The organism is Bradyrhizobium sp. SRS-191 (assembly GCF_024586915.1).
GTDB lineage: Bacteria > Pseudomonadota > Alphaproteobacteria > Rhizobiales > Xanthobacteraceae > Bradyrhizobium.
In genome coordinates, this window is record NZ_JANBVS010000001.1 from 266946 (window position 1) to 288580 (window position 21635).

At 64.4% G+C, this 21635-nt stretch carries 17 protein-coding genes, 1 tRNA gene and 1 pseudogene; 13 read left to right on the forward strand and 6 right to left on the reverse strand.

The genetic code is table 11. From position 1 onward, the window contains the following. Positions 1-474: 474 nt before the first annotated feature. The gene (locus NLR35_RS01450) at positions 475-1779 is read left to right on the forward strand and encodes a hypothetical protein (protein WP_257164785.1); all 1305 of its coding nucleotides are present in this window, start codon (positions 475-477) and stop codon (positions 1777-1779) included. A gap of 68 nt (positions 1780-1847) precedes the next feature. On the opposite strand, the pseudogene NLR35_RS01455 reads toward NLR35_RS01450, so the two are convergent. The 4 genes and pseudogenes from NLR35_RS01455 to NLR35_RS01470 all read right to left on the reverse strand — a co-directional run. Next, positions 1848-2320: pseudogene (locus tag NLR35_RS01455) on the reverse strand (transposase); the annotation flags it as partial. A gap of 115 nt (positions 2321-2435) precedes the next feature. Beyond that, the gene (locus NLR35_RS01460) at positions 2436-3377 is read right to left on the reverse strand and encodes a site-specific integrase (RefSeq protein ID WP_257164786.1); all 942 of its coding nucleotides are present in this window, start codon (positions 3375-3377) and stop codon (positions 2436-2438) included. 12 nt (positions 3378-3389) lie between these two features. Then, on the reverse strand, positions 3390-3653 hold the full coding sequence (locus tag NLR35_RS01465) for an Arm DNA-binding domain-containing protein (RefSeq protein ID WP_257164787.1): 264 nt from the start codon (positions 3651-3653) through the stop codon (positions 3390-3392). A 159-nt stretch (positions 3654-3812) separates the two neighbouring features. Beyond that, positions 3813-3902, reverse strand: a tRNA-Ser gene (locus tag NLR35_RS01470). Positions 3903-4855: 953 nt separating this feature from the next. Here NLR35_RS01470 and NLR35_RS01475 point away from each other — a divergent pair. Further along, on the forward strand, positions 4856-5776 hold the full coding sequence (locus tag NLR35_RS01475; protein WP_257164788.1) for a septal ring lytic transglycosylase RlpA family protein: 921 nt from the start codon (positions 4856-4858) through the stop codon (positions 5774-5776). A gap of 76 nt (positions 5777-5852) precedes the next feature. On the opposite strand, the gene NLR35_RS01480 is transcribed toward NLR35_RS01475, so the two are convergent. Further along, a complete protein-coding gene (locus NLR35_RS01480) occupies positions 5853-10010 on the reverse strand; it encodes a putative Ig domain-containing protein (RefSeq protein WP_257164789.1) in 4158 nt (1385 codons plus the stop codon). Positions 10011-10468: 458 nt separating this feature from the next. Here NLR35_RS01480 and NLR35_RS01485 point away from each other — a divergent pair, with 458 nt between their 5' ends. The 4 genes from NLR35_RS01485 to NLR35_RS01500 all read left to right on the forward strand — a co-directional run bounded on the left by NLR35_RS01485 (position 10469) and on the right by NLR35_RS01500 (position 12773). Then, on the forward strand, positions 10469-11011 hold the full coding sequence (locus NLR35_RS01485) for a phage tail protein (RefSeq protein ID WP_257164790.1): 543 nt from the start codon (positions 10469-10471) through the stop codon (positions 11009-11011). A 102-nt stretch (positions 11012-11113) separates the two neighbouring features. Further along, on the forward strand, positions 11114-11641 hold the full coding sequence (locus tag NLR35_RS01490) for a phage tail protein (RefSeq protein ID WP_257164791.1): 528 nt from the start codon (positions 11114-11116) through the stop codon (positions 11639-11641). 48 nt (positions 11642-11689) lie between these two features. Next, positions 11690-12238, forward strand: coding sequence for a phage tail protein (locus NLR35_RS01495; RefSeq protein ID WP_257164792.1), 549 nt, complete (start codon positions 11690-11692; stop codon positions 12236-12238). 16 nt (positions 12239-12254) lie between these two features. Continuing rightward, positions 12255-12773, forward strand: a complete 519-nt coding sequence (locus tag NLR35_RS01500; protein WP_257164793.1) for a GNAT family N-acetyltransferase — start codon at positions 12255-12257, stop codon at positions 12771-12773. A gap of 11 nt (positions 12774-12784) precedes the next feature. Here the strand turns inward: NLR35_RS01500 and NLR35_RS01505 are convergent, their stop codons facing one another. After that, the gene (locus NLR35_RS01505) at positions 12785-13741 is read right to left on the reverse strand and encodes an alpha/beta fold hydrolase (RefSeq protein WP_257164794.1); all 957 of its coding nucleotides are present in this window, start codon (positions 13739-13741) and stop codon (positions 12785-12787) included. 269 nt (positions 13742-14010) lie between these two features. On the opposite strand from NLR35_RS01505, the gene NLR35_RS01510 reads away from it, so the two are divergent. The 7 genes from NLR35_RS01510 (at position 14011) to NLR35_RS01540 (ending at position 21500) form a co-directional block, all read left to right on the forward strand. Further along, positions 14011-15165 (forward strand): D-alanyl-D-alanine carboxypeptidase family protein, encoded by a 1155-nt coding sequence (locus NLR35_RS01510; RefSeq protein WP_374940786.1) that lies wholly within the window; start codon positions 14011-14013, stop codon positions 15163-15165. Positions 15166-15169: 4 nt separating this feature from the next. Beyond that, positions 15170-15850 (forward strand): dTMP kinase, encoded by a 681-nt coding sequence (gene tmk, locus NLR35_RS01515; protein ID WP_257164796.1) that lies wholly within the window; start codon positions 15170-15172, stop codon positions 15848-15850. Continuing rightward, positions 15847-16887, forward strand: a complete 1041-nt coding sequence (locus NLR35_RS01520) for a DNA polymerase III subunit delta' (RefSeq protein ID WP_257164797.1) — start codon at positions 15847-15849, stop codon at positions 16885-16887. Before tmk ends, NLR35_RS01520 begins: the two co-directional genes overlap by 4 nt. Before the next feature lie 69 nt (positions 16888-16956). Beyond that, positions 16957-19107, forward strand: a complete 2151-nt coding sequence (metG, locus tag NLR35_RS01525; RefSeq protein WP_257164798.1) for a methionine--tRNA ligase — start codon at positions 16957-16959, stop codon at positions 19105-19107. After that, positions 19107-19898 carry a TatD family hydrolase gene (locus NLR35_RS01530; RefSeq protein WP_257164799.1) on the forward strand — a complete coding sequence of 264 codons (792 nt, stop codon included), beginning with the start codon at positions 19107-19109 and terminating at the stop codon, positions 19896-19898. Before metG ends, NLR35_RS01530 begins: the two co-directional genes overlap by 1 nt. Beyond that, on the forward strand, positions 19895-20695 hold the full coding sequence (locus NLR35_RS01535; protein WP_257164800.1) for an MBL fold metallo-hydrolase: 801 nt from the start codon (positions 19895-19897) through the stop codon (positions 20693-20695). The genes NLR35_RS01530 and NLR35_RS01535 overlap by 4 nt, the downstream gene beginning before the upstream one ends. A gap of 175 nt (positions 20696-20870) precedes the next feature. Further along, entirely contained in the window at positions 20871-21500 is a 630-nt protein-coding gene (locus NLR35_RS01540; protein ID WP_257164801.1) for an antibiotic biosynthesis monooxygenase, read from the forward strand. The last annotated feature ends 135 nt before the right edge of the window (positions 21501-21635 follow it).

Below are 21635 nucleotides of genomic sequence, written 5' to 3' on the forward strand. Positions count from 1 at the left end.
GGGACACACGGGCGGAGGCACATTCGGGGGAGTTGCTTCAAGCGAAGATGATTTGATTTGATGCAGTGAGGTCAATTGAGAAAATAGGGCGCTCTCTTCGCTTGAAGGCGGCGTCAGGGTAAGTTGAACATGTCTTATGGCGGCTGGGTCGTTTGCAGCTGGTCGAATGAGCTTGGCATCCTCAATGCTCGACACTGGCAATGCAATCCAATCCTGTCCGTTGGGCGTAAAACCAACCCTTTCTTCATCGTCTTTGAACCGGAGTAGTCCTCCGGTTACAGCAAGCCGATGTGGGCCCTCATGCAGGTAGTCGAACAGTTGGCTGCTAGTGCCAAACCGATTCTCTTTCGTGTGCTTCCTTCTGGTTTTCGCCATGAGCTTTGACCCCCTAAAATTATCCGGTTCTCCCTCTTATCAAAAATTGCGAGACTGATACAAATACAACCTGATCGGGTCTTTGTATGGGGGGTAAAAATGGGGTGGACCAATATATTACGTGGGGTAGCTCCCTCAGTTATTCTTTGTCTTGTATCAGGGTGCGGAGCTGTCGATCACTTCGAGCCGCGGGCGCTGCAATATAATCAGGAAGCGGCAACGACCAAAAGCAATACAATCCTCCTCAACATCCTTCGAGCCGCCCATAAGCTCCCGCTGCAATTTACAGAATATACTACAACCGTTGGACAATCTTCGCTGACCGGCCAGATCGCCGCAACCGTCCCGGTGGCAACTGTCCCCGCTAATGCGGCCAGGACATTCACACTTAACCCTCAGGCGTCGGGTACGGCTCAAACGCAGCTGACGATACAAAACTTGAATGCACAGGAGTTTTACTACGGCTTGCAGACTCCTTTGACACAGCAAATGCTCGCGACATTTATGGCGATCGGATACGACCGCAGAATGCTTCTGATGATCGCCGTGAGCTCACTCAAGCGCAAGGCCGGTGTTGTCATCGACGAGATCAAGAATGACGCATCAAAATGGGACGATTTCGCGCAATTCTATGATGTCATCAACGTTCTTGTGACGGCCGGACTCAATTTTGAATCGCGAGAGGGTGCTGCACAAGGCGTAGGCCCGATGATGACGGCCCAAGAAGCGAAGGCTCTGCTTCCCCAGTACCTAACGGCTTCCGCCACTGCCGCCGCTGGCGGATCCTCAAATTCCTTGCCAACTTTGAAGCAGAAAGGAGACTTGTTTCAGCTAACAAAGAGCGCAAGCTCGTTTCGCATTTGCTTCCTGAAGAAGGACCTCGATGCGCTTGCTGCTCGCCCTTCGAAGCAGCTCACGATCAGTGAAAATCGGGGCGTGTACACCCTTCACCTCAAGGTCCAGATCTCAGGTCCAGTCCACCTATTCGACATGAAAGTATCGCCTTCGCATCTCTGCGGCGCGCCCGCCGAAGCGTCGTCGTCGAAGTCCGAAGGGCCACTTGTTGATTGGGATTTCGAGCTTCGCTCCGTCGAAGCAATTTATGGCTATCTCGGGAAGATCGTCAGAGTGGAATGGACTGACCCGAACGTGTTTGAGAATGTCTATCAGTTGCCAAGAAACGATGGCGGTCAGCCATTTTTCCTTTTCAAGGTTCACGACGGATATGCACCGGGGGCGGTCTTCTCGGCAAGCCTTGGGTCGGTCTACTCAGTTCTGCCCGACGCGTTGCTCGACACGGACAAATCGACCCAGGTCATCAGCCTATTGACGGATCTTTGGGCTTTGGAAAGCTCGGCCAAGTCGTTTCCTGCTACGAGCACCGTATCGGTGACTACGCAATAGCCGAAGGAATGCTGCTCACGGTGCTCCGATGCTAGCGAGCAGACTATAATGGCGCTCGGCCACACTCGACGCCGATAGCCGAAGCGCGGCGCTCATGGGCGATCGCCCTCATGCGCTGCCGCAGCTCGGCATCATCGGCCCGGCTCGTCTGATATCTGACCGTCATGCGGTAACAGCCGATGACTTTACACGCCTGCCGTTCGCTCATCCCGTGAACGCCCACGAGATGTGCGACAGCTTTCCGATTAGCCGCGGGCGTCACCACTTCTTTCCCAGAAGATCCTTCAGAGCTGCGTTGTCCTGCATGGCGTCCGCCTGCAGCCGTTTCAGCCGCGTGTTCTCGTCCTCCAGGGTCTTCAGCCGCTTGGCCTGCGAGACGTCCTTTCCGCCGAACTTGGCCTTCCACTTGTAAATGCTGGCGTCTGTAAATGCTGGCCTCGCTCACGCCATGCTTGCCGCACAGATTGGCGACCGGAACGCCAGCCTGGTGCTCCTTCAAAATCCACATGATCTGCTCTTCCGTAGAGCGGCTGCGCTTCATGCTCTGGTCCTCGTTGAGGGCCAGAACGAACTTCAAACTGGATTAAGCTCGAGGGCTAAGGTCAGATGGCAGAGAGGCTTAGGCCCGACTTCTGAGTGGTTTAAGGGACGACGCGTCAGAGCCCGGCTATCCGGATCGGCACGATTTTGAGCGTCGCCGGTAGTAGGAAGTTCGCCCAGTCTCTCATGAGAGCCCGGCGCTTCTCAAGCTTCTGGCCGCGCTGGTAAGCCGCCGTCGTCTCGCTTTTGTACTTGTGGGCCAGTGCAGCCTCCCGGACGCCGTCGGGATAATCCGTGCATTCCTCTGCCCACGTGGCGAACGTCGATCGAAAGCCATGCACGGTCACGTGACCGAAGCCGAGCCGGTCCAGCACCGCTAGCATAGCGTTCTCGGAGAACTGGGCGCCTTCCGAATTCGGGAAGATCAGCCCGCCCTGACTTCCGTTGCGCATTTCGTTGAGAATAGCCAGCGCCGGCGCGGTTAGCGGCACATGGTGGTCTTGGTCCATCTTCATCCGCTCGCCCGGGATTTTCCAAGCAGCTGCGGGCCAGTCAATTTCGGACCACCTTCCCTCGACGACTTCATTCGTCCGACAACCGGTGAGAATCAGGAAGCGGAGCATCGTCGCCGCCCGTCCGGAGGCGCTGGAGAGCGCGGCCATAAACTGAGGCGCTTCGGCATAGGGCAATGATGGATGATGCTGGACGGCTTTCTTTGGACGCCTCGGGAGCTTCTCGCGAAGCTGCTTCGTGAGCTCGGCCGGATTCCGGAAATCGGTGTCATCGACATCCACGTTCTTTGCGATGATGGTCTCGATGCGGCCGCGGACCCGATTGGCGGTTTCGCGCTTCTCGGCCCAGATTGGCGCGAGCAGATCAAAGATGTGGCTCGGCTTGATTTCGGCGACCGTCAGATGCCCGATTGCAGGATACGCGTAGCGCTTCAGCGAGGAGGGCCATTGATTGCGGTGCTTCTCGCTCCAGGTCGACCAATGCTCCCGGATGTACGCTTCGGCGCATTTTTCGAAGGTCGGGCAGGCGACCGGCACCGCAGCCATCTTGGCCTCCATTCAAGCAACGCGCTTCTTCTCCACCAAATCGATTCCGTCTCGCACCTGCCGGCGCGCCGCGTCGCGGGCAAGGCGCGCTTGCTTAAGCGAAACGTCCTTGAAGGAGCCCAGACCATGCCAGCGTTCCTTGCCCTTGAACCAATACCGGTAGCTCCAGTTCTTCGAAGTGGGGCCGGCGACGATGAGGTACAGGCCGTCTCCGTCTGCGTACTTGCCGGGCTTTTCTTCGCATTCGACGTCGAGGGCTTTGAGCCTTCCTGCCATGCTGTTCTCCTAAAGCGTCCGCCGAACTCACGGTCAAAAACCACGGTCGACGCGCCAATTGGTGAGAACATCCGCGAACGCTTAAGTACAGCGCTTCGGAGTAGCGCGTTGATTTTGCAGTGGATTCCGAACAGTGGCGAACAGGTGAGAACAGCCTACTGGCGGAAGGGGTGGGATTCGAACCCACGGTACCCTTGCGGGCACGCCGGTTTTCAAGACCGGTGCCTTAAACCACTCGGCCACCCTTCCAATCCGGGGTCGTTCCGGAATGCTCGCGATCGCGTCCGCATCATGCGCGGCACCCTCGCGGGACTTGTTTAGGGTGCGGGCTTGCGGCTCGTCAACGGCGGTTTCGCTTCCGGGCGATTCTCGTTCGATCGAATCGTCGGACGGGGCAAGGTTCGCGCTCAGGATCTCCGTCGCCCATAGGCAACGGTCAATCGTGCCGGCGCTCGGAGCGTCCGGCTTCGTTTACATCAACGCAAAAGCCATGAGGCTCGAGCACAACACAGCGGTGCTCACGGCTGCCAGGGCGAGAAAACCGCCCGAAAACAGATCTTGGTGTCGCATGGGCCACCTGCGGCCGGAGTGCGGTCCGAACTCGCGGGCTTGTTCGAATCGAAGGCCCGGCTCGGAGAGAGTGCAGCTTCAGGTCAATCCTGAAGGGTCGTGGTTGAAGCGGACGAAAGCCGACCTTGTCGTCGGCTGTCCGGCCTTCGCAACGTCAGGCCCGCGAACGGACCCCTTCAAACGCATGAGCGAGGAAGATGCCGGCGCCAACCAAGCCCATCACCGCTGTCATTGCTTCGATCATCGTGAACACACCCTTGTTGCGCCCCGTGTGAAGGAAACGACGTGCAGCCCTGCACAGTCAAAATGATTCAGGGTCCGGTAAATGAGAACGCCCCTAAGTGAGCTTTTCACGCAACATATGTGTCCAAAAAGGTGCACTCGCAACAATGCGAGGCTGATCCATGCACGCCGGGACATTGAGCGCACGTGGCGGACAACTGCTGTGATAGGCGCGAGACGCCCCGGAAAGCTCCGGTTAACCACGGCTGGGCCCACCCCATTTCCGCCGTGTTCGGGTTGCGTTATCCTTATGCAGTGAGTTGCGGGGATGCGACTCGGGGAGAAGCCGGGACGTGCGGGCCTGCTGGGTGCGGCCCGAACGGCGACCGGCGAATTGGTATTTGGGGTCGATGGGGATTGGTCAAACAGATCCGGCCGGGAGAGCGGTGCGCGGCGCCGTGGCGATTCTCGCCTGCCTGACGGTCGCGAATTGCGCCTCCTCGAACAAGTTCGCCAGCAGGGTCGATCCGAAATACGGCGTGTCGTCGAGCCCGCGCGTCGTCGGCTTCGGCGAGCCCGTGCCGAAGGGCGGCGGGGTCTACCGAATCGGCAAGCCCTATACGGTCGCCGGCAAGACCTACGTCCCGGAGGAGGACGCCAATTACCGCGCCGAGGGCATGGCGTCCTGGTATGGCGACGATTTCCACGGGCGCCTGACCGCCAATGGCGAGGTGTTCGACATGACCTCGCTGACGGCGGCGCATCCGACCCTGCCGCTGCCGAGCTATGCGCGCGTCACCAATCTCGCCAACGGCAAATCGCTGATCGTCCGAATCAATGATCGCGGCCCGTACCATGGCAACCGGCTGATCGACGTCTCCAACAAGGCGGCTGATCTGCTCGAGTTCAAGGGCAACGGCATCGCCAAGGTGCGCGTCGAATATGTCGGCCGCGCGCCGCTAGAGGGCTCTGACGATACCCAGCTGATCGCGACCCTGCGCACCGGCATTCCGGCGCCCGCGCCGTCGCTGGTCCGCGTCGCCTCGGCCAAGCCGTTCGTGCCGGAGATGGGCGCGAGCCGCCCGATTCGCGGCGAGATCCCGATGCCGGAGGGCCGCCCCTATACGCTCGGCAACACCTCGGCCGACATGGCATCGATCGGCGCGACCTCGGAGCTGTCGGCCTCCAGCCGGTCCAAGGGACGGACGCTGGAGAATCCGCGCGCGGTCTCCTACGACCAGAGCGGCCGCTACGTCTCGCAGGGAGAGACGACCGCCAATGACGGCGCCGACGAAGCCCGCGACATCATGAGCGGCCGCGGCCTTTACTGATCGTCGCGCGACACCGATCTGAATGCCGCGAACCGCCCCGTCCGGGGCGGTTTTGATTCGTCGAGCACTCGCTGCCTTACCGGGCGCTGAACGGCACCCGCGCCCTGGCCGAGAAGGTCCACACGCGGGTGTTGCCGCCGATGCCGCCATATTCGGCGCCGAGGCCGATACCGGCACCGCCAGCCGTCTCGATGCCGAGGCCGCCGGTGAAGCGGGCCGACCAGCCCTGAAGCAGCGGCGTCGAGGCCAGCGCATTGGCGACGAGCGTGTTGGCGTCCTCCTTGTTGAAGTAATAGTCGCCATACATGCCGAGGAAGGGCGTGAGCATCAGGCCGCTATCAAGCCAGGCGACAGGGTAGGCGGCGCGCAGACCACTGGAGGCGCGGCCGCTGGCGAAGTCATTGGTGCCCTGACGCGTGCCCAGCGTGTCGGTGTAGGCGTTCTGGTGTTCCCACAGCGCGTAGACTTTGGCCGATGGCTCCAGCACCACGCCGGCCAATTTGTAGTTGCCGGTCAGGCCGGAGGAGAGCATCCAGCGCTGGCCATTGAAGTTGCCCTGCGCGGTTCCTGCGCTGCCATCATAACCGATGCCGGAATAGGCCACCGCGGCGTCGAAACGCAGCGTCGGCACGATCTTCCAGCCGAGATAGGCGCCGGTGGTCCAGCCGTCGCCCTTCAGCTTTCCGTTGATGTCCTGCTGGGTGTAGCTGAACGTCTCATAGCCGCCGAGCACGCCGACCAGAAGGCTCGGCGTCGCGCGATAGGTCAGCCCCATCGTGGCGTTGAGCTGCTGGCCGTAGAGCGAGGCCTGGTTGGCCTGGGTGACGCCGCCGGTGTTGGTGGTGCCGAACCGATCGACGCCGGTGCCGCGCACGTCGGCCCACAGCAGCCACTCCTTCTGCTCATGCCATCTCGGTGCAGCCTGCTTCTTCTCGTCGCGGTCGACGGAGGCGAGGGCATCGACAATGCGACCTCGGGTCCGGCCACGCTGCGGCTCGCGGCCCGGCAACACCGAGGAGTAAGCGTTGCTTTCCCCGGCGCCAGCACGGTCCGCGGCGGGCGGGCGGTCGTCCTGATCGCGCGAATCGGCCGAGAAGTTGAAGCGCATGCGGGCATTGCCCGGAGTGATGAAACTGCCGCCGTCGCTGAAGCCGTCGGCGATGGCGTCGTCGATGGCGCCCGAGATCGCCTGGCCGGAGTTCTGCGCCACCAGCTTGCTGACGGTCTGCTGCAGCGAGCGCAGCCGCACGCTGTCGACCGGCACGTTGACGGTCTGGGCGAGGCCGGGTGAGGTGCTCGCCGTGAACAACGCGCTGCCGCCATAGCTCGCCGTGATGGTGTGGCTGCCGACCGCAAGCGTCGAAATGGCGAGTGTGGCGACGCCGCCCGTCAGTGTTCCTGTGCCGATCGGCGAGCCGTTGTCGTTGAAGGTCACCGTGCCGGTCGGCGTGCCGCCGCCGCCCTGCGGCGTCACCGTCGCGGTGAAGGTCACGGGCTGGCCGAACTGGCTGGGGTTCTGCGACGAGGTCAGCGCCACCTTGGTGTCGAGCCGCCCGACCGCGAGGCTGAATGTCGCGCTGGCGGTCGCACTGACGGTGTCGGTCACCGTCACCGTATAGTTGGCCGCCGGCGTCGTCGTGGTCGGAGTGCCGCTGATCTGGCCATTCGACGTATTGAAGCTGAGCCCCGTCGGCAGGGCGGGAGACACCGCGTAGGTCAGCGCGCCGGTGCCGCCGGAGCCGGTCACCGGCGTGAACGGCGTGACCGCCTGGTTGATCGGCAGCGTGCTGGAGGGGACGGCCGTCGTCGCCGCGACCGGACCGTTGACAGTCAGGCTGAAGGTGGAGCTTGCGGTCGCGCTGTTGGTGTCGGTCACGGTGACGGTGAACGTCGTGGCCGGGGTGGGCACCGTCGGCGTGCCGGTGATCGTCCCGTTGGTGGTGTTGAAGCTGAGGCCTGCCGGCAATGTCGGCGAAACCGCGTAGGTGAGCGCGCCGGTGCCGCCCGATCCGGTGACAGGCGTGAACGGCGTCACCGCTTGATTGTACGGCAGCGTGGTGGAGGGAACGGCCGTCGTCGCCGCGACCGCACCGCTGACCGTCAGGCTGAACGTGTTCGTCGCGGTCCCGTTCGCGTTGTCAGTCACGGTGACGGTGTAAGTGGTGGCTCCGCTGGCGGTGGTCGGCGTACCGCTGATCGCGCCGCTCGTCGTATTGAGCGTGAGACCTGATGGCAGGGACGGCGATACGCTGTAGGTGTACGGCGTGGTGCCGCCGCCGCCGGTCACCGGCGTGAAGGCGGTGACCGCCTGGTTCGCCGTCACGACCTTCGACGCAATCGCCTGCGTCGCTGTCACCGCGCTGTTCACCGTCAGGCTGAACGTGTTGTTGGCGGTGGCGCTGTTGGCGTCGGTGATCGTCACCGTGTAGGTCGTCGCGCCGCTGGTCCCCGTCGGCGTGCCCGTGATCGCGCCGGAGCTGGTGTTGAAGGACAGGCCGGTGGGCAGCGAGGGTGAGATGGCGTAGGTGTAAGACGGCGTGCCGCCCGCCGCGGTGACCGGCGTGAACGACGTCGCGGCCGCATTCTGCGTCAGCGCCTTGGAGGCGATCGCCTGCGTGGCGCTCAACGGACCGTTGACCGTCAGCTGGAAGGTGTTGCTCGCGGTGCCGTTGTTGTCGTCCGTCACCGTCACCGTGTAGGTCGTGGTGCCGCTGGACACGGTCGGCGTGCCGCTGACCTGGCCGGTGGACGTGTTGAAGCTGAGGCCCGTCGGCAGGCTCGGCGAGATCGCATAGGTGCGAGGGGTCGTGCCGCCGCCGCCCGTGACCGGAGTGAACGTCGTAATGGCCGTGTTCACGGTCACGGTGGCCGAGCTCACGGACTGCGTCGCCGTCACCGCGGTGTTCACGGTCAGGCTGAACGTGTTGCTGGCGGTAGCAAGGTTGGTGTCGGTCACGGTGATCGTGTAGGTGGTCGCACCGCTGCTCGCGGTCGGTGTGCCCGTGATTGCGCCGGTGCTCGAGCTGAGCGAGAGGCCGGCCGGCAGCGCCGGTGCGACGCTATAGCTGAGCGACGGCGTGCCGTTCGCTCCCGTGACCGGCGTGAACGACGTCGCCGCCACATTCTGCGTCAGCGTCTTCGAGGCCACCGACTGGGTGGCGGTCACGGCTGCGTTGATGGCGAGGCTGAACGTGTTCGAGGCGGTCGCGCTGTTGGCGTCCGTCACGGTCACCGTATAGGTCGTCGATCCGATGGTGCCAGTTGGCGTGCCGGTAATCGCACCAGTCGAGGTATTGAGCGAGAGACCGGCCGGCAGGGACGGCGATACGCTATAGGTGTAGGAGGGCGTGCCGCCGCCGCCGGTGACCGGCGTGAAGTTGGCCGATGGCTGATTCTGGGTCAGCGTCTTCGAGGCGATGGACTGCGTCGCCGTCACGGCGCCGTTGACCGTCAGGCTGAACGTGTTGCTCGCGGAGGCGCTGTTTGTGTCGGTCACGGTGACCGTATAGGTGGTGGCGCCGCTGGTGGCGGTGGGCGTGCCGGTGATGGCGCCGGTCGATGTGTTGAAGCTGAGGCCCGTGGGCAGCGACGGCGAGATGCCGTAGGTCAGCGAGCCCGTGCCACCGGAGCCGGTGACCGGCGTAAACGACGTCGTCGCGGTGTTGACCGTCAGCGCCTTCGACGCGATGGCCTGGGTGGCCGTCGGGCCGGGCAGGTTGACCGTCAGGACCCATGGCGTTGTCGCAGACCCGGCGCCCGAGCAGGCCGCGAGACGGTCGCTACAATCGGACGCATAATACAGCGTGATCGTATCCTGACCGCTGCCGCTTTGGCTGTTCAGCGTGATGTTGATCTGCGCGTTGCCCGTATTGGCATTCTGGCCGTTGTCGTTCGCGCTGCTCGGGACCAGGGTATAATTGCCCTTGGCGGTGTTCGCCGTGTAGTTGGTGAAGCTGCTCGCACTGGTGCCCGCGATCGGGAAGTTGACCGCAGCATTCGTGCCAGACACCGAATACAGACCGTAGACGGCCGCGTCGTCTCCGGTGTTGGCCGTGCTGACGACGGTGAGACACAGGCGGTAGGTTTGGGTCACGGACGTGAACGTGATCGTGGCGCCGCTCGTGGAGTTGATGGTCTGATCGCAGACCGCCTGTGCCGACGAAACGGTGGCTCCCATGGCGGCGAGCGCCACGATGATCGTGGCAACCCGCGTTCTCCAGCTGCCTGCGCGCATCGCGACGCGACTCCGCATCTGCCGGAACGATGCAATCAACGTGGAACCCATAGACTTGAAAAGCTGCACCTTGCCCCTGCGCTTCCCAGGATTGCGGTCCATATCGGCCCGCGCACCCAAATACCTTTGCTTACAAAAAAGATTACCGAAAACTTACAGATGAATAAGCTTTGTTCGTCAGGCGTCGCAAGCTGCTGATCGCTGGTCCGGCTGGGTCGCTGGGTCTTTCCCAGAATCAGTTGCAGCACCGCAACACTGCGACTCTTCCGCGCATCGATTTGGGGGAATCTGTCGAGCAATCTGGCACACCCTATGCGGGTTCCCGCTTGACTGTTCCCGTCCCATGCGTGACTGTTTGGAATTACACCTCACGGTGATCCGGCGGGTCCGGTGTTGCCTGTTCGTCGTGACAGTCTTTGTTTTCGCGCTGATAGAACAAAATCATTTGGAGGCAACGCATGCCGGTTACGCCTGTGCTCGGGCAAATCATGCCATTTGCTGGTACCCAGCCGCCCAAAGGGTGGGCGTTCTGCAATGGTGCGCTGCTGGCGATCCAGACGAATCAGGCGTTGTTCTCCCTGCTCGGCACGTATTACGGCGGCAACGGCGTGACGACCTTCGCGCTTCCGGATCTGCGCGGTCGCGCGATTCTCGGCTCGACGGGGAGCAGCGGGCAGTATCCCGCGGGCATGGTCAGCGGCGAGACCGCGGTGACGCTGACGACGGCGCAGATGCCGACCCACAATCACACCGTCATGGCGTCGAGCACCGTCGGCACCGGCCGCGGCGCATCGGCGACCAACAATCTGTTCGCGACCAATGCGCTCCCTCCGGACAATCCCACGCAGATCTTCACGACCGCGGGGACGAACCAGGTGCCGCTGTCGCTCAGCACCAACATTGTCGACATCGGCGGCGGGCAGCCGCACAACAACATGCAGCCCTATCTCGTGATCAGCTACCTGATCGCGCTCAGCGGGGTCTTCCCCTCGCGCAACTGACGCTGCGCGACGAGTTCAGCGCTTTCGCTGCCCTCCATGACCGGAATTTTCCGCATCGCGCCCGTTTTCGCGGCGCCCCATCGCACCTGAAAGGATGTCGGGATGTCAGACCAGTTTCTCGGCGAGATCAGATTGTTTGGCTTTCCGCGCGTGCCGGATGGCTGGCTGGCCTGCGACGGAAGCTCGCAGTCCATATCCACGTTTGATGCGCTCTACGCGGTCATCGGAACCACCTATGGCGGCGATGGCGTGCAGACCTTCAATCTGCCCGATCTGCGCGGGCGCGTTCCGATCGGGCAGGGCACGCCGCCCGGCGGTGCGACCTATGTGCTGGGTCAGCTCGCCGGCGAGGACGAGCACCTCCTGATCACCAACGAGATGCCCACGCACAGCCATGCCTTGCTGGGGTCGACCACCGTCGCCAATACGCCGACTCCAGGTCCATCCGCTCTGCTCGGGACGGCCACCACCGGCAATTTGTACGCGCCGAGCGCCGACGCCGGAACCTACGAGGTGATGGCGCCGTGCCTCGCTGCGGCGGGCCAGAGCGTGCCGCACAACAACATCATGCCCACCGTGGTCGGCAACTACTGCATCTCCATCAGCGGCGTTTTCCCCTCGCCGGGCTGAGCTCCGTCAATCGATCGGCATCATCGCGCATTCTCGAGGAGAGACGATTTGTCAAACCCATTCGTTGGTGAGATCCAGGCTTTCCCGTTCACGTTCGCAGCGGACGGCTTCAACAATGCCTGGCTGCCGTGCTTCGGCCAGCTTCTTTCCATTCAGCGATATTCGCCGTTGTTCGCGCTGATCGGGACTTATTACGGCGGCAATGGCACGACCAATTTCGCGCTGCCCAATCTGAGCGGCGCGATCACCAACGGGCAGGGCGACGGACCTGGCCTGCAGCCGCGGATCATCGGTGAGATGATGGGCACCAGCACCTCCTTCCTCACGACCGCTGAGATGCCCGCGCATACGCACACGCTGCAGCTCGGAAGCAAGTCGGCCGCGAATGCCACGCCCGGACCGGGCACGGGGGTCGGCATCGTGGCCGTCGATCCGATCTTCAACGGTTTCGTGGCGCCGCCGGCCAACACCACCCTCTCCGTCAACGAGGTGACGCTGAACGGCCAGAGCCTCCCGCACAACAACATGCAGCCGACCCAGGCGTTGATCTGGTGCATCTGTTACGCGGGCGTCTTTCCGTCGTTCAACAATTCCTGACCGAGCGCGCCCGAAGGTGACGACGGCTGCAACCGAGATCGTCTCGCGGGACGCCCGCTTGCGGCTGCGGCTCGCTGACGCGGCCGACGAGCCGTTCCTGCGCGACCTCTTCAAATCGGTCAAAGGGGCGCAACTCGCCACGGGTGGTCTGCCGCCGGCGATGCTGGATGTCGTGCTGGCGCAGCAGTACCGCGCGCAGGTCGCGGGCTATGCGGCGCAATGCCCTGCGGCCGACTCGCTGATCATCCTGCGCGATGGCGCGCCGGTCGGGCGGCTGCTGCTCGATCGTGCAACGTCGCGCTGGCATGTCGTCGATCTCGCGCTGCTCCCTGGGGCGCGGAACGGCGGTGTCGGACGCGAGATCATGCAGGCGGTCACCGCGGCGGCAAGGGAGCAGGGCGCCGACATGCTCTCGCTGGCGGTCGCGACCGCCAATGAGGACGCGATGCGGTTCTACGCCCGTTTGGGCTTTTCCGATGTCGCCGAGGCTGCAACCGCATCTCATCGGAGGATGGAGCTGGCGCTGGCCCTCTGAGCCGGCTTGGTTCACGAGCTGCGCGGCACGACCTCGCGAAGGAACGCGACCAGCGCCGCATTCACCGCGTCGGCGCATTCCTGCTGGACCCAGTGCCCGGCGCCGTCGATGATCAGCTTGCGCTTGAGGTTGGGCAGCACGCGCTCCATGTCCTGCACACGCTTGGCGCCGATGAGCCCCTTGATGACCGCATCGTCGCTGCCGGCAATGAACAGCGACGGCTGCCGGATCTGCGCATCCTGCCAGGGCGCGGTCAGCTCCCAGTTGCGGTCGATGTTGCGGTACCAATTGAGGCCGCCGCGGAAGCCGGAGGCGCGATACGCCGCGATGAACTCGGCGAGGTCGGCTTCGCTCAGCCAGCCCGGCAGCGGCAGATCGGGATTTGCCTCGCCAAGAAAGCCCTTGTCGGAGGTGACGAACAGCGACTGCGGATCGGAGAAGCCGCGCGCCAGCATCGTGCGCATGGTCAGCGCGACGTCATGCTCCAGCTCCGCCTCGGCGACGCCAGGCGTCTGAAAATACTGCCAGTAGAAATTCGCGATGCCGCTGGCCTGGAGCGTCTCGAAGGGCCGACCGCGGCCACGGAAGGGCGGCGGCACGCTCAAGCCGGCGACGGCCGTGAACATATCCGGACGGAACATCGCCGCATGCCAGGCGACCGGCGCGCCCCAGTCGTGGCCGATGATGACCGCCTTGTCCGCACCGAGCGCTGCGACGAGGGCGACCATGTCGCCGACGGTATCGAAGATCGTATAGGCGCCGATGTCGGCTGGCGCCTCCGAGCGGCCGAAGCCACGCATGTCGGGCGCGACGACGCGGTAGCCCGCCGTGGCGAGCGCAGGGATCTGGTGTCGCCACGAATAGGACAGTTCGGGCCAGCCGTGGCAGAGCACGACGAGCGGCCCTTCGCCTTGCTCGCGCACGAACAGCTCGATTCCATTGGCCTTGACCATCCGCGTGGATGACATTCCGTCCTCCCTTTGAGCCGTTGCTCTCCCGATGTTTTCCCAGAGGTATCGCACCACGCGAAAGGAGGCGCAAACCATGGGACAGCAGCCGCACCGGCATGACTGCCGAGTTGTTTGCGCTGCGGCCAGCTGGTAAAACGATTGTGCGCTCCAGGGCTTGGCCGATGGCTTTCATGACCTTACCGTTCCGTCGCTCCGGCTTCCTGACCGGCGGGCCGACGCGCGCTCTTCTGGCCTTGACGGCGGTGTTGGCGATCGGCTGGAGCGGCATGCTCTACGCCGCCAATCAGAGCGTCCAGGGCGCGAAGAAGGACGATGGCGGCTTCGACGGCGATGCGCCGACCGCGATCCTGATCGAGGCCACCAGCGGCAGCGTGCTGTTCGAGAAGAACGCGGACGAGCTGCGCGCGCCCTCCAGCATGATGAAGCTGATGACCGCCGAGGTGGTCTTCAACGCCGTCAAGGAAGGCACGGTCAAGCTCAACGACGAATACCGGATCAGCGAGAATGCCTGGCGCAAGGGTGGAGCGCCGTCGGGCACATCGACGATGTTCGCGGCGCTCAACAGCAAGGTCTCGGTCAGCGACCTCCTGCACGGCGCGATCATCCAGAGCGGCAACGATGCCTGCATTGCGCTCGCCGAGGGCATGGCGGGCAACGAGAAGATCTTCGCGGCCGACTACATGACCAAGCGAGCGCGCGAGCTCGGGCTGACGAAGTCGACCTTTGCCAATTCCAACGGGTTGCCCGACCCCGGCAACAAGATGACGGTGCGCGAGCTGTCGATGCTCGCCCGCCACATCATCCTGGATTTCCCGGAGTTCTATAAGATCTTCGGCGAGAAGGAATTCACCTGGAACAAGATCCGCCAGCAGAACCGCAATCCGCTGCTGAATGCGATGGAAGGCGCGGACGGGCTGAAGACCGGCTTCACCAAGGAGGGCGGCTACGGCATGGTCGGCTCGGCCGTGCAGAACGGCACCCGGCTGATCGTCGTCGTCAACGGCCTGGAGGATCCGGAGGATCGCGCCACCGAAGCCAAGAAGATGCTGGAATGGGGATTCCGCAATTTCGAGACCCGCACCCTGTTCGCCGCTGACCAGACGCTCGGCTATGCCAAGGTGTTCGGCGGCGAGAGCCGCTCGGTGAAGCTGTCGAGCCCGGTGCCGGTCAAGGTGATGGTGCAGAAGAACGGCGGCGAGAAGCTGATCGCACGGATCATCTACAGCGGCCCGGTGAAGGCGCCGGTCGAGCCCGGGCAGAAGGTCGGGGTTGTCAGGGTGTGGCGCGGCCCCAATATCGCCATGGAGGCCCCCGTCTATGCTGCGGAGGCAGTGGGCAGGGGGTCCACGATGCGGCGCGCGATCGATGGGGCGAGCGAGCTCGTGATCGGAATGTTCCGCGCCGGGGCCGAGAAGCTCTAGAGACATGGCGGATGCAGCTTTGAAACGTGGTCCGGGCCGCGGCCGATTCGTCACCTTCGAGGGCGGCGAGGGCGCCGGAAAATCCACGCAGATCAAGATGTTGGCGGATCGTCTGGAGAAAGAGGGTGTGCGCGTGGTGCTGACCCGCGAGCCCGGCGGCTCGCCGGGCGCCGAGATCATGCGCCATTTGGTGCTCTCCGGGATGGGCAAGCTGCTCGGCGCGGAGGCGGAGACGCTGCTGTTCGCGGCCGCCCGCGACGACCATGTGCGCAACGTGATTCTGCCGGCGTTGAACCAGGGCAGCTGGGTGCTGTGCGACCGCTTCTTCGATTCAACCCGCGCCTATCAGGGTAGCCAGGGAAAGGTCGCGCCCGATGTGCTCAACGCGATGCAGCGGGTGACGATCGGCGACCTCAAGCCGGACCTGACGCTGATCCTCGATGTCCCGGTCGAAGTCGGCCTGCAGCGCGCCTCGGCGCGGCGCGGCAGCGGCACGCCGGACCGATTCGAAGGCGAGGACATCAAGTTCCACAAGGGTCTGCGCGACGCGTTTCACAAGATCGCGGCTGACGATCCCAGGCGCTGCGTGCTGATCGACGCGACCGCGAGCGCCGAGGCCGTGTCGCACATCGTCTGGGACGCCGTGCGCGAGCGCCTGTTCACGGCCGTGGCGGCGGCGTCATGAGCGCGCGCAAAGTCGAGCCCGAGATCACGGTCCGGCATCCGCGCGAGACCACGGCCCTGTTCGGCCACCGCGAGGCGGAGGCCGCTTTGCTGGCCGCCTATCGCAGCGGACGGATGGCGCATGCCTGGCTGATCGGAGGCCCCCAGGGCATCGGCAAGGCGACCTTGGCCTATCGCATGGCGCGCTTCGTGCTGACCCATCGCGATCCCATGGCGGCCGAGGTGCGTGCAGCCGATTCGCTCCACGTCGATGCGGACGACCACGTCGCCCGATTAATTGCATCCGAGGCCCATGGCGGACTGCTGACGCTCGAGCGCTCCGCCAACGACAAGGGCGTGCTGCGCACCGTCATCACGGTCGACGAGACCCGCGAGACGATTTCGTTCTTCGGCTCGACCGCCGCCGTCGAAGGCTGGCGCGTGTGCATCGTCGATACCGTGGACGAGCTCAATCCGAACGCCGCGAATGCGCTGCTGAAGATCCTCGAGGAGCCGCCGCAGCAGTCGCTGTTCCTGCTCGTCAGCCACGCGCCGGCGCGGGTGCTCGCCACCATCAAGTCGCGCTGCCGAAGGCTTTCGCTGCGGGCGCTCTCGACTGAGGACGTCATCAGCGCGGCCGCCGAGGCGACCGACGTGGACGGCGGCGATCCGGCGCTGCGGGAAGCCGCCAAGGCGTCCGAGGGCAGCGTCTCCAGGACCCTGATGCTGATGGGCGGCGACGGGCTGCAGCTGCAGACCCGAACCGCGGCGCTCCTGGCGAGCTTGCCGCGAATGGACGCGGGCGAGCTGCATGCCCTGGGCGATGCGCTCGGCACCAGCGACCGCGTGGCGCTGGCGAGTTTCCTCGACAGCATCGAACGCTGGGTGGCGGAACGGCTGCGGGCAGCGGATCCCAACGCGGAACTGCCGCGCCTTGCACGGCTGGCGGAGGTATGGGAAAAGATCGTCCGCGCCGCGCGCGACACCGAATCCTATAATCTGGAGCGAAAACCGCTGGTTTTCTCGGTGTTCGGGATGCTCGCCGAAGCCACGCGGTAACGCGCCGACCATCATCCCGGGATCATCAGGATCAGTCCGTCGACCGACGGCGTCAAAGAGGAATCTGCCGTGGCCAAGGCCAGCAAGACAACCGTGAAGAAGGGCAAGCCGGCGACCAAGGGCGCCGCGAAGAAGGCTGCCGCCAAGAAGGTCGTGAAGAAGGCTGCGAAGTCGCCCGCGAAGGCCAAGGCCGGCGCGACCAAGGCAAAGGCGAAGGCCGCGGCGGACAAGGACAAGAAGGCCAAGGTCGCGAAAGCAAAGACGTCATCTGCGCCAGCCAAGGGCAAGGCGCCGAAGGCTGCGAAGAAGGTCGCTGCCGGCAAAGCGTCTGCCAAGACGGCCGTGAAGGCGCCGGCCAAGAAGGCCGCCGTCAAGCCTGCTGCACCGGCCAAGAAGACCACGACGAAAACCGCTGCCAGCAAGCCCACGCCGGCGAAGAAGCCGGTTGCAACAAAGCCGGCCCCTGGGCCGAAGCGAGCTGCGCCGGCGGTCGCCGAGAGCCCGAAGCCGCCGCGCGCCGCAAAGCCGAAGCCGCCGCGCAAGCCGAAGGTCGAGACTGTCGCGGCCCCAGAGATCGAGATCACCGAGATCACCGAGATCGAGGTGGTTGAGGTCGTCGAGATCGAGGAGCCCGAGGCCACGGAAACAGCGGCGCCGGTCGCGGCCGCGCAGGCCGACAGCAACACCTTCTACGTCACGACCGCGATCGCCTATCCCAACGGCAGTCCGCATATCGGCCACGCCTATGAGGCGATCGCGACCGATGCCATCGCGCGCTTTGCGCGGCTCGACGGCAAGGACGTGTTCTTCCTGACCGGCACCGACGAGCACGGCCTGAAGATGGTGCAGACCGCGCAGAACGAGGGCCTGACGCCGTCCGAGCTCGCGACCCGCAATGCCGGCCGCTTCCGCGAGATGGACGAGCGGCTGAACGTGTCGTTCGACCGCTTCATCCGCACCACAGAGCCCGCCCACCACAAATCGGTGCAGGCGATCTGGACGCGCATGCTCGAGAACGGCGACATCTACGCCGACACCTATTCCGGCTGGTACTCGGTGCGCGACGAGGCGTACTACGCGGAGGACGAGACGGTCGTCGGCGAGGACAATGTCCGCCGCGGGCCTCAGGGCACGCCGGTCGAGTGGGTCGAGGAGAAGAGCTACTTCTTCCGGCTGTCGGCCTATCAGGACAGACTGCTGGCGCTGTACGAGAACCAGCCCGATTTCATCGGGCCGGATGCGCGACGCAACGAGATCACGAGCTTCGTCCGGGGCGGGCTGAAGGACCTCTCGATTTCGCGCACCACCTTCGACTGGGGCGTTCGCGTGCCGCATGACGACGAGCACGTGATGTATGTCTGGGTCGACGCGCTGACCAACTACATCACCGGCGTCGGCTTCCCCGACGAGACCGATGCCAACTGGAAGTACTGGCCGGCGGACGTGCACGTCATCGGCAAGGACATCATCCGCTTCCATGCGGTGTACTGGCCGGCGTTCCTGCTGTCGGCCGGCGTGCCCGTGCCGAAGCGGGTCTATGCCCACGGCTTCCTGTTCAACAGGGGCGAGAAGATGTCGAAGTCGGTCGGCAACGTCGTCGATCCGTTCAATCTCGCCGACCAGTATGGCGTCGACCAGCTGCGCTACTTCTTCCTGCGCGAGGTGCCGTTCGGCCAGGACGGCAACTACAATCACGAGGCGATCGTCGCGCGCATCAACGCCGATCTCGCCAACGACCTCGGCAATCTCGCGCAGCGCTCGCTGTCGATGATCGCGAAACAATTGGGCGGCGTGCTGCCGGAGCCGGGCGAGTTCTCGGCCAACGACAAGGCGATCCTGGCCGAGGCCGACGCGATGATCGGCGCGGCGCGGAAAGCCATGGCGACGCAGCAGATCCACCAATGGCTGAATGCCGTGTGGTCGGTCGTGGCCGAGGCCAACCGCTATTTCGCCGGCGAGGCGCCGTGGGCGCTGGCCAAGACCGATCCGAAGCGCCAGCACACCGTGCTCTACGTCACCGCCGAGGTGATCCGTCAGGTCGCGATCCTGACCCAGCCCGTCATGCCGGCGGCGTCGGCGAAGCTGCTCGACAGCCTGGGGATCCCCGAGGACGAGCGCAGCTTCGCCCAGCTCGGCGGCGACGTCCGGATTGCCCCCGGCACGCAGTTGCCGGCGCCGCAGGCGGTGTTCCCGCGCTACATCGAGCCGACGGCGGCGTGATGCTGGTCGACAGTCACTGCCATCTGGATTTTCCGGATTTCGCTGAGGATCTGGATGGCATCGTCGTGCGCGCCGCTGCCGCCGGCGTCGGCCGCCTGGTGACGATCTCGACGCGGGTGCGCAGGCTGCCCGAGCTGCTCGCGATCGCCGAGCGGTTCGAGAACGTCTACTGCTCGGTCGGCACGCATCCTCACAATGCGGATGAGGAAGACGGTATTTCGGCCGAGGAGCTGATCGCGCTGACAAAGCATCCGAAGGTCGTGGCGCTCGGCGAGGCCGGGCTGGACAATTTCTACGACCACGGCTCCAAGGACGCGCAGGAGCGCGGGTTCCGCGCGCATATCGCGGCCGCGCGCGCGACGGGCCTGCCGCTGGTGATCCACACCCGCGAGGCCGACGCGCAGTGCAGCCGCATCCTCGAGGAGGAGATGGCGCGCGGACCTTTCAAGGCGGTGCTGCATTGCTACACCGGCGGACGCGAGCTGGCGATGAAGGCGATCGATCTCGGACTGCACATCTCGTTCACGGGCATCGTGACGTTCAAGAAGTCAGACGCCCTTCGCGCGCTCGCCGCCGAGGTGCCGGCCGACCGCATCATGGTCGAGACAGACGCGCCGTATCTCGCGCCGGGTAAGTTCCGCGGCAAGCGCAACGAGCCGGCCTATGTGGTGGAGACCGCCAAGGTGCTGGCGGAGACGCGCGGCGTGTCGTTCGAGGAGTTCTCGCGCCAGACCACCGAGACCTTCTTCAAGCTGTTCGCCAAGGTGCCGCGACCTGAGGTGCTGGCATGACCCTGACGCTCACCATCCTCGGCTGCGGCTCCTCGGCCGGCGTGCCGCGTCCGGCACTGGGGTGGGGCGCCTGCGACCCGAACAATCCGAAGAACCGCCGCCGCCGCTGCTCGCTGCTGGCCGAGCGCCGGGGCGTGCATGGTGTGACGCGCGTGGTCATCGACACCTCGCCGGACCTGCGCGAGCAGCTGATCGATACCCAGGTCGATCACATCGACGCGGTGTTTCTGACGCATGAGCATGCCGACCAGACCCATGGCATCGACGATCTGCGTTCGGTGGTGCTGCACCAGCGCCGGCGCATCCCGGTCTACCTGAACCAGTCGACCGCCAAGGACATCATGCACCGGTTCTCCTATTGCTTCATCTCGCCTCCGGGCAGCGACTATCCGCCGATCCTGACGCAGCATTCGATCGAGGCCGGCGAGACCCAGGCGGTGGAAGGGAAGGGCGGTGAGCTGAAGCTGACGGCCTTCCTGGTCCAGCACGGCAACATCCCCGCGCTCGGCTACCGCATCGGCAACGCCGCCTACACGCCGGATCTCAACGACATTCCCGAGGAGAGCTGGGGCGCGCTGGAAGACCTCGACCTCTGGATCGTCGACGGCCTGCGCCCGGCATCGCATCCGAGCCATTTCTCGGTCAACGACGCGCTCGCCTGGATCGAACGCTTCAAGCCGAAGCGCGCGGTCATCACCAACATGACCGCCGATCTCGACTACGAGGTGCTGCGCCAGAGCCTGCCGGCCGGCGTGGTGCCTGCGTATGACGGGATGCGACTGGAACTGACTGCTTAGGGTGGGCAAAGGCGCGCCCGCGCGATCTCCTCACACGAGGTCGCCATGGCGCCGTGCCCACCATCTTGCTGCCGAGGACATGGCCCAACGGTGGGCGCGCGTCCCCTAACGGCGCCGCTTTGCCCACTCTACGCAGCAACGGTCATTCGAGCGAACTAACAAGGAGCAGCTTACCATGCTGTCGCTGTTCTTCGAGGTCGAGGTCAAGCCCGGCCGTCTCGACCAGTATCTGCAACTCGCCGCCGCCTTGCGGCCCGAGCTCGACGCGCTCGGCGGCTGCCTGTTCCTCGACCGGTTCAAAAGCCTGTCGCGCGACAACCTGATCCTGTCCTACCAGATCTGGCAGGACGAGGGCGCGATGACCGCTTGGCGCGTCCACGCCCATCATCACGACATCCAGACCCTCGGCCGCGACAGGGTGTTTTCAGACTACCGCCTGCGCGTCGCGGAGTTGGTCCATGAGGTGAGACCAGGGCAGGCGGATTGGCAGCCGGAGCGGCGAGGGACGTACAACGATCCGAAGCGGCGGGCACCGAGCTATGTGCTCGCTGTTGAGACCGCAGCGCCACGGCTGAGCATTGCAACCGATCTGCCGGTCGCGAGCTTCTCGAGTGTCTATCGCGAGGGCCGCTTTGCCCATCTGATCGAACTGCCGGACGAAGCTGCCGGCGTGGCGTTGAGCACGCGCCTGCTCGCCGAGCCCGGTGCCGACAACATCCGCGTCGTTGAAGTCGCCCGAGACTACGGCATGTACGACCGCCGCGAAGCGCCGCAATACTACCCGGAGAAGAGCAGGGGCGACTGAATCATGGTTCGCCTCTCCCTGGCAATCGATCGCCCCGCCCGTCTACCGAATTTCGGGTGGACGGACCGGTGAGTTCAAAGCATGCATGGTCCGCGATGACAATGCCCAACAGAGAACTGGTTCTGGACACGCCTC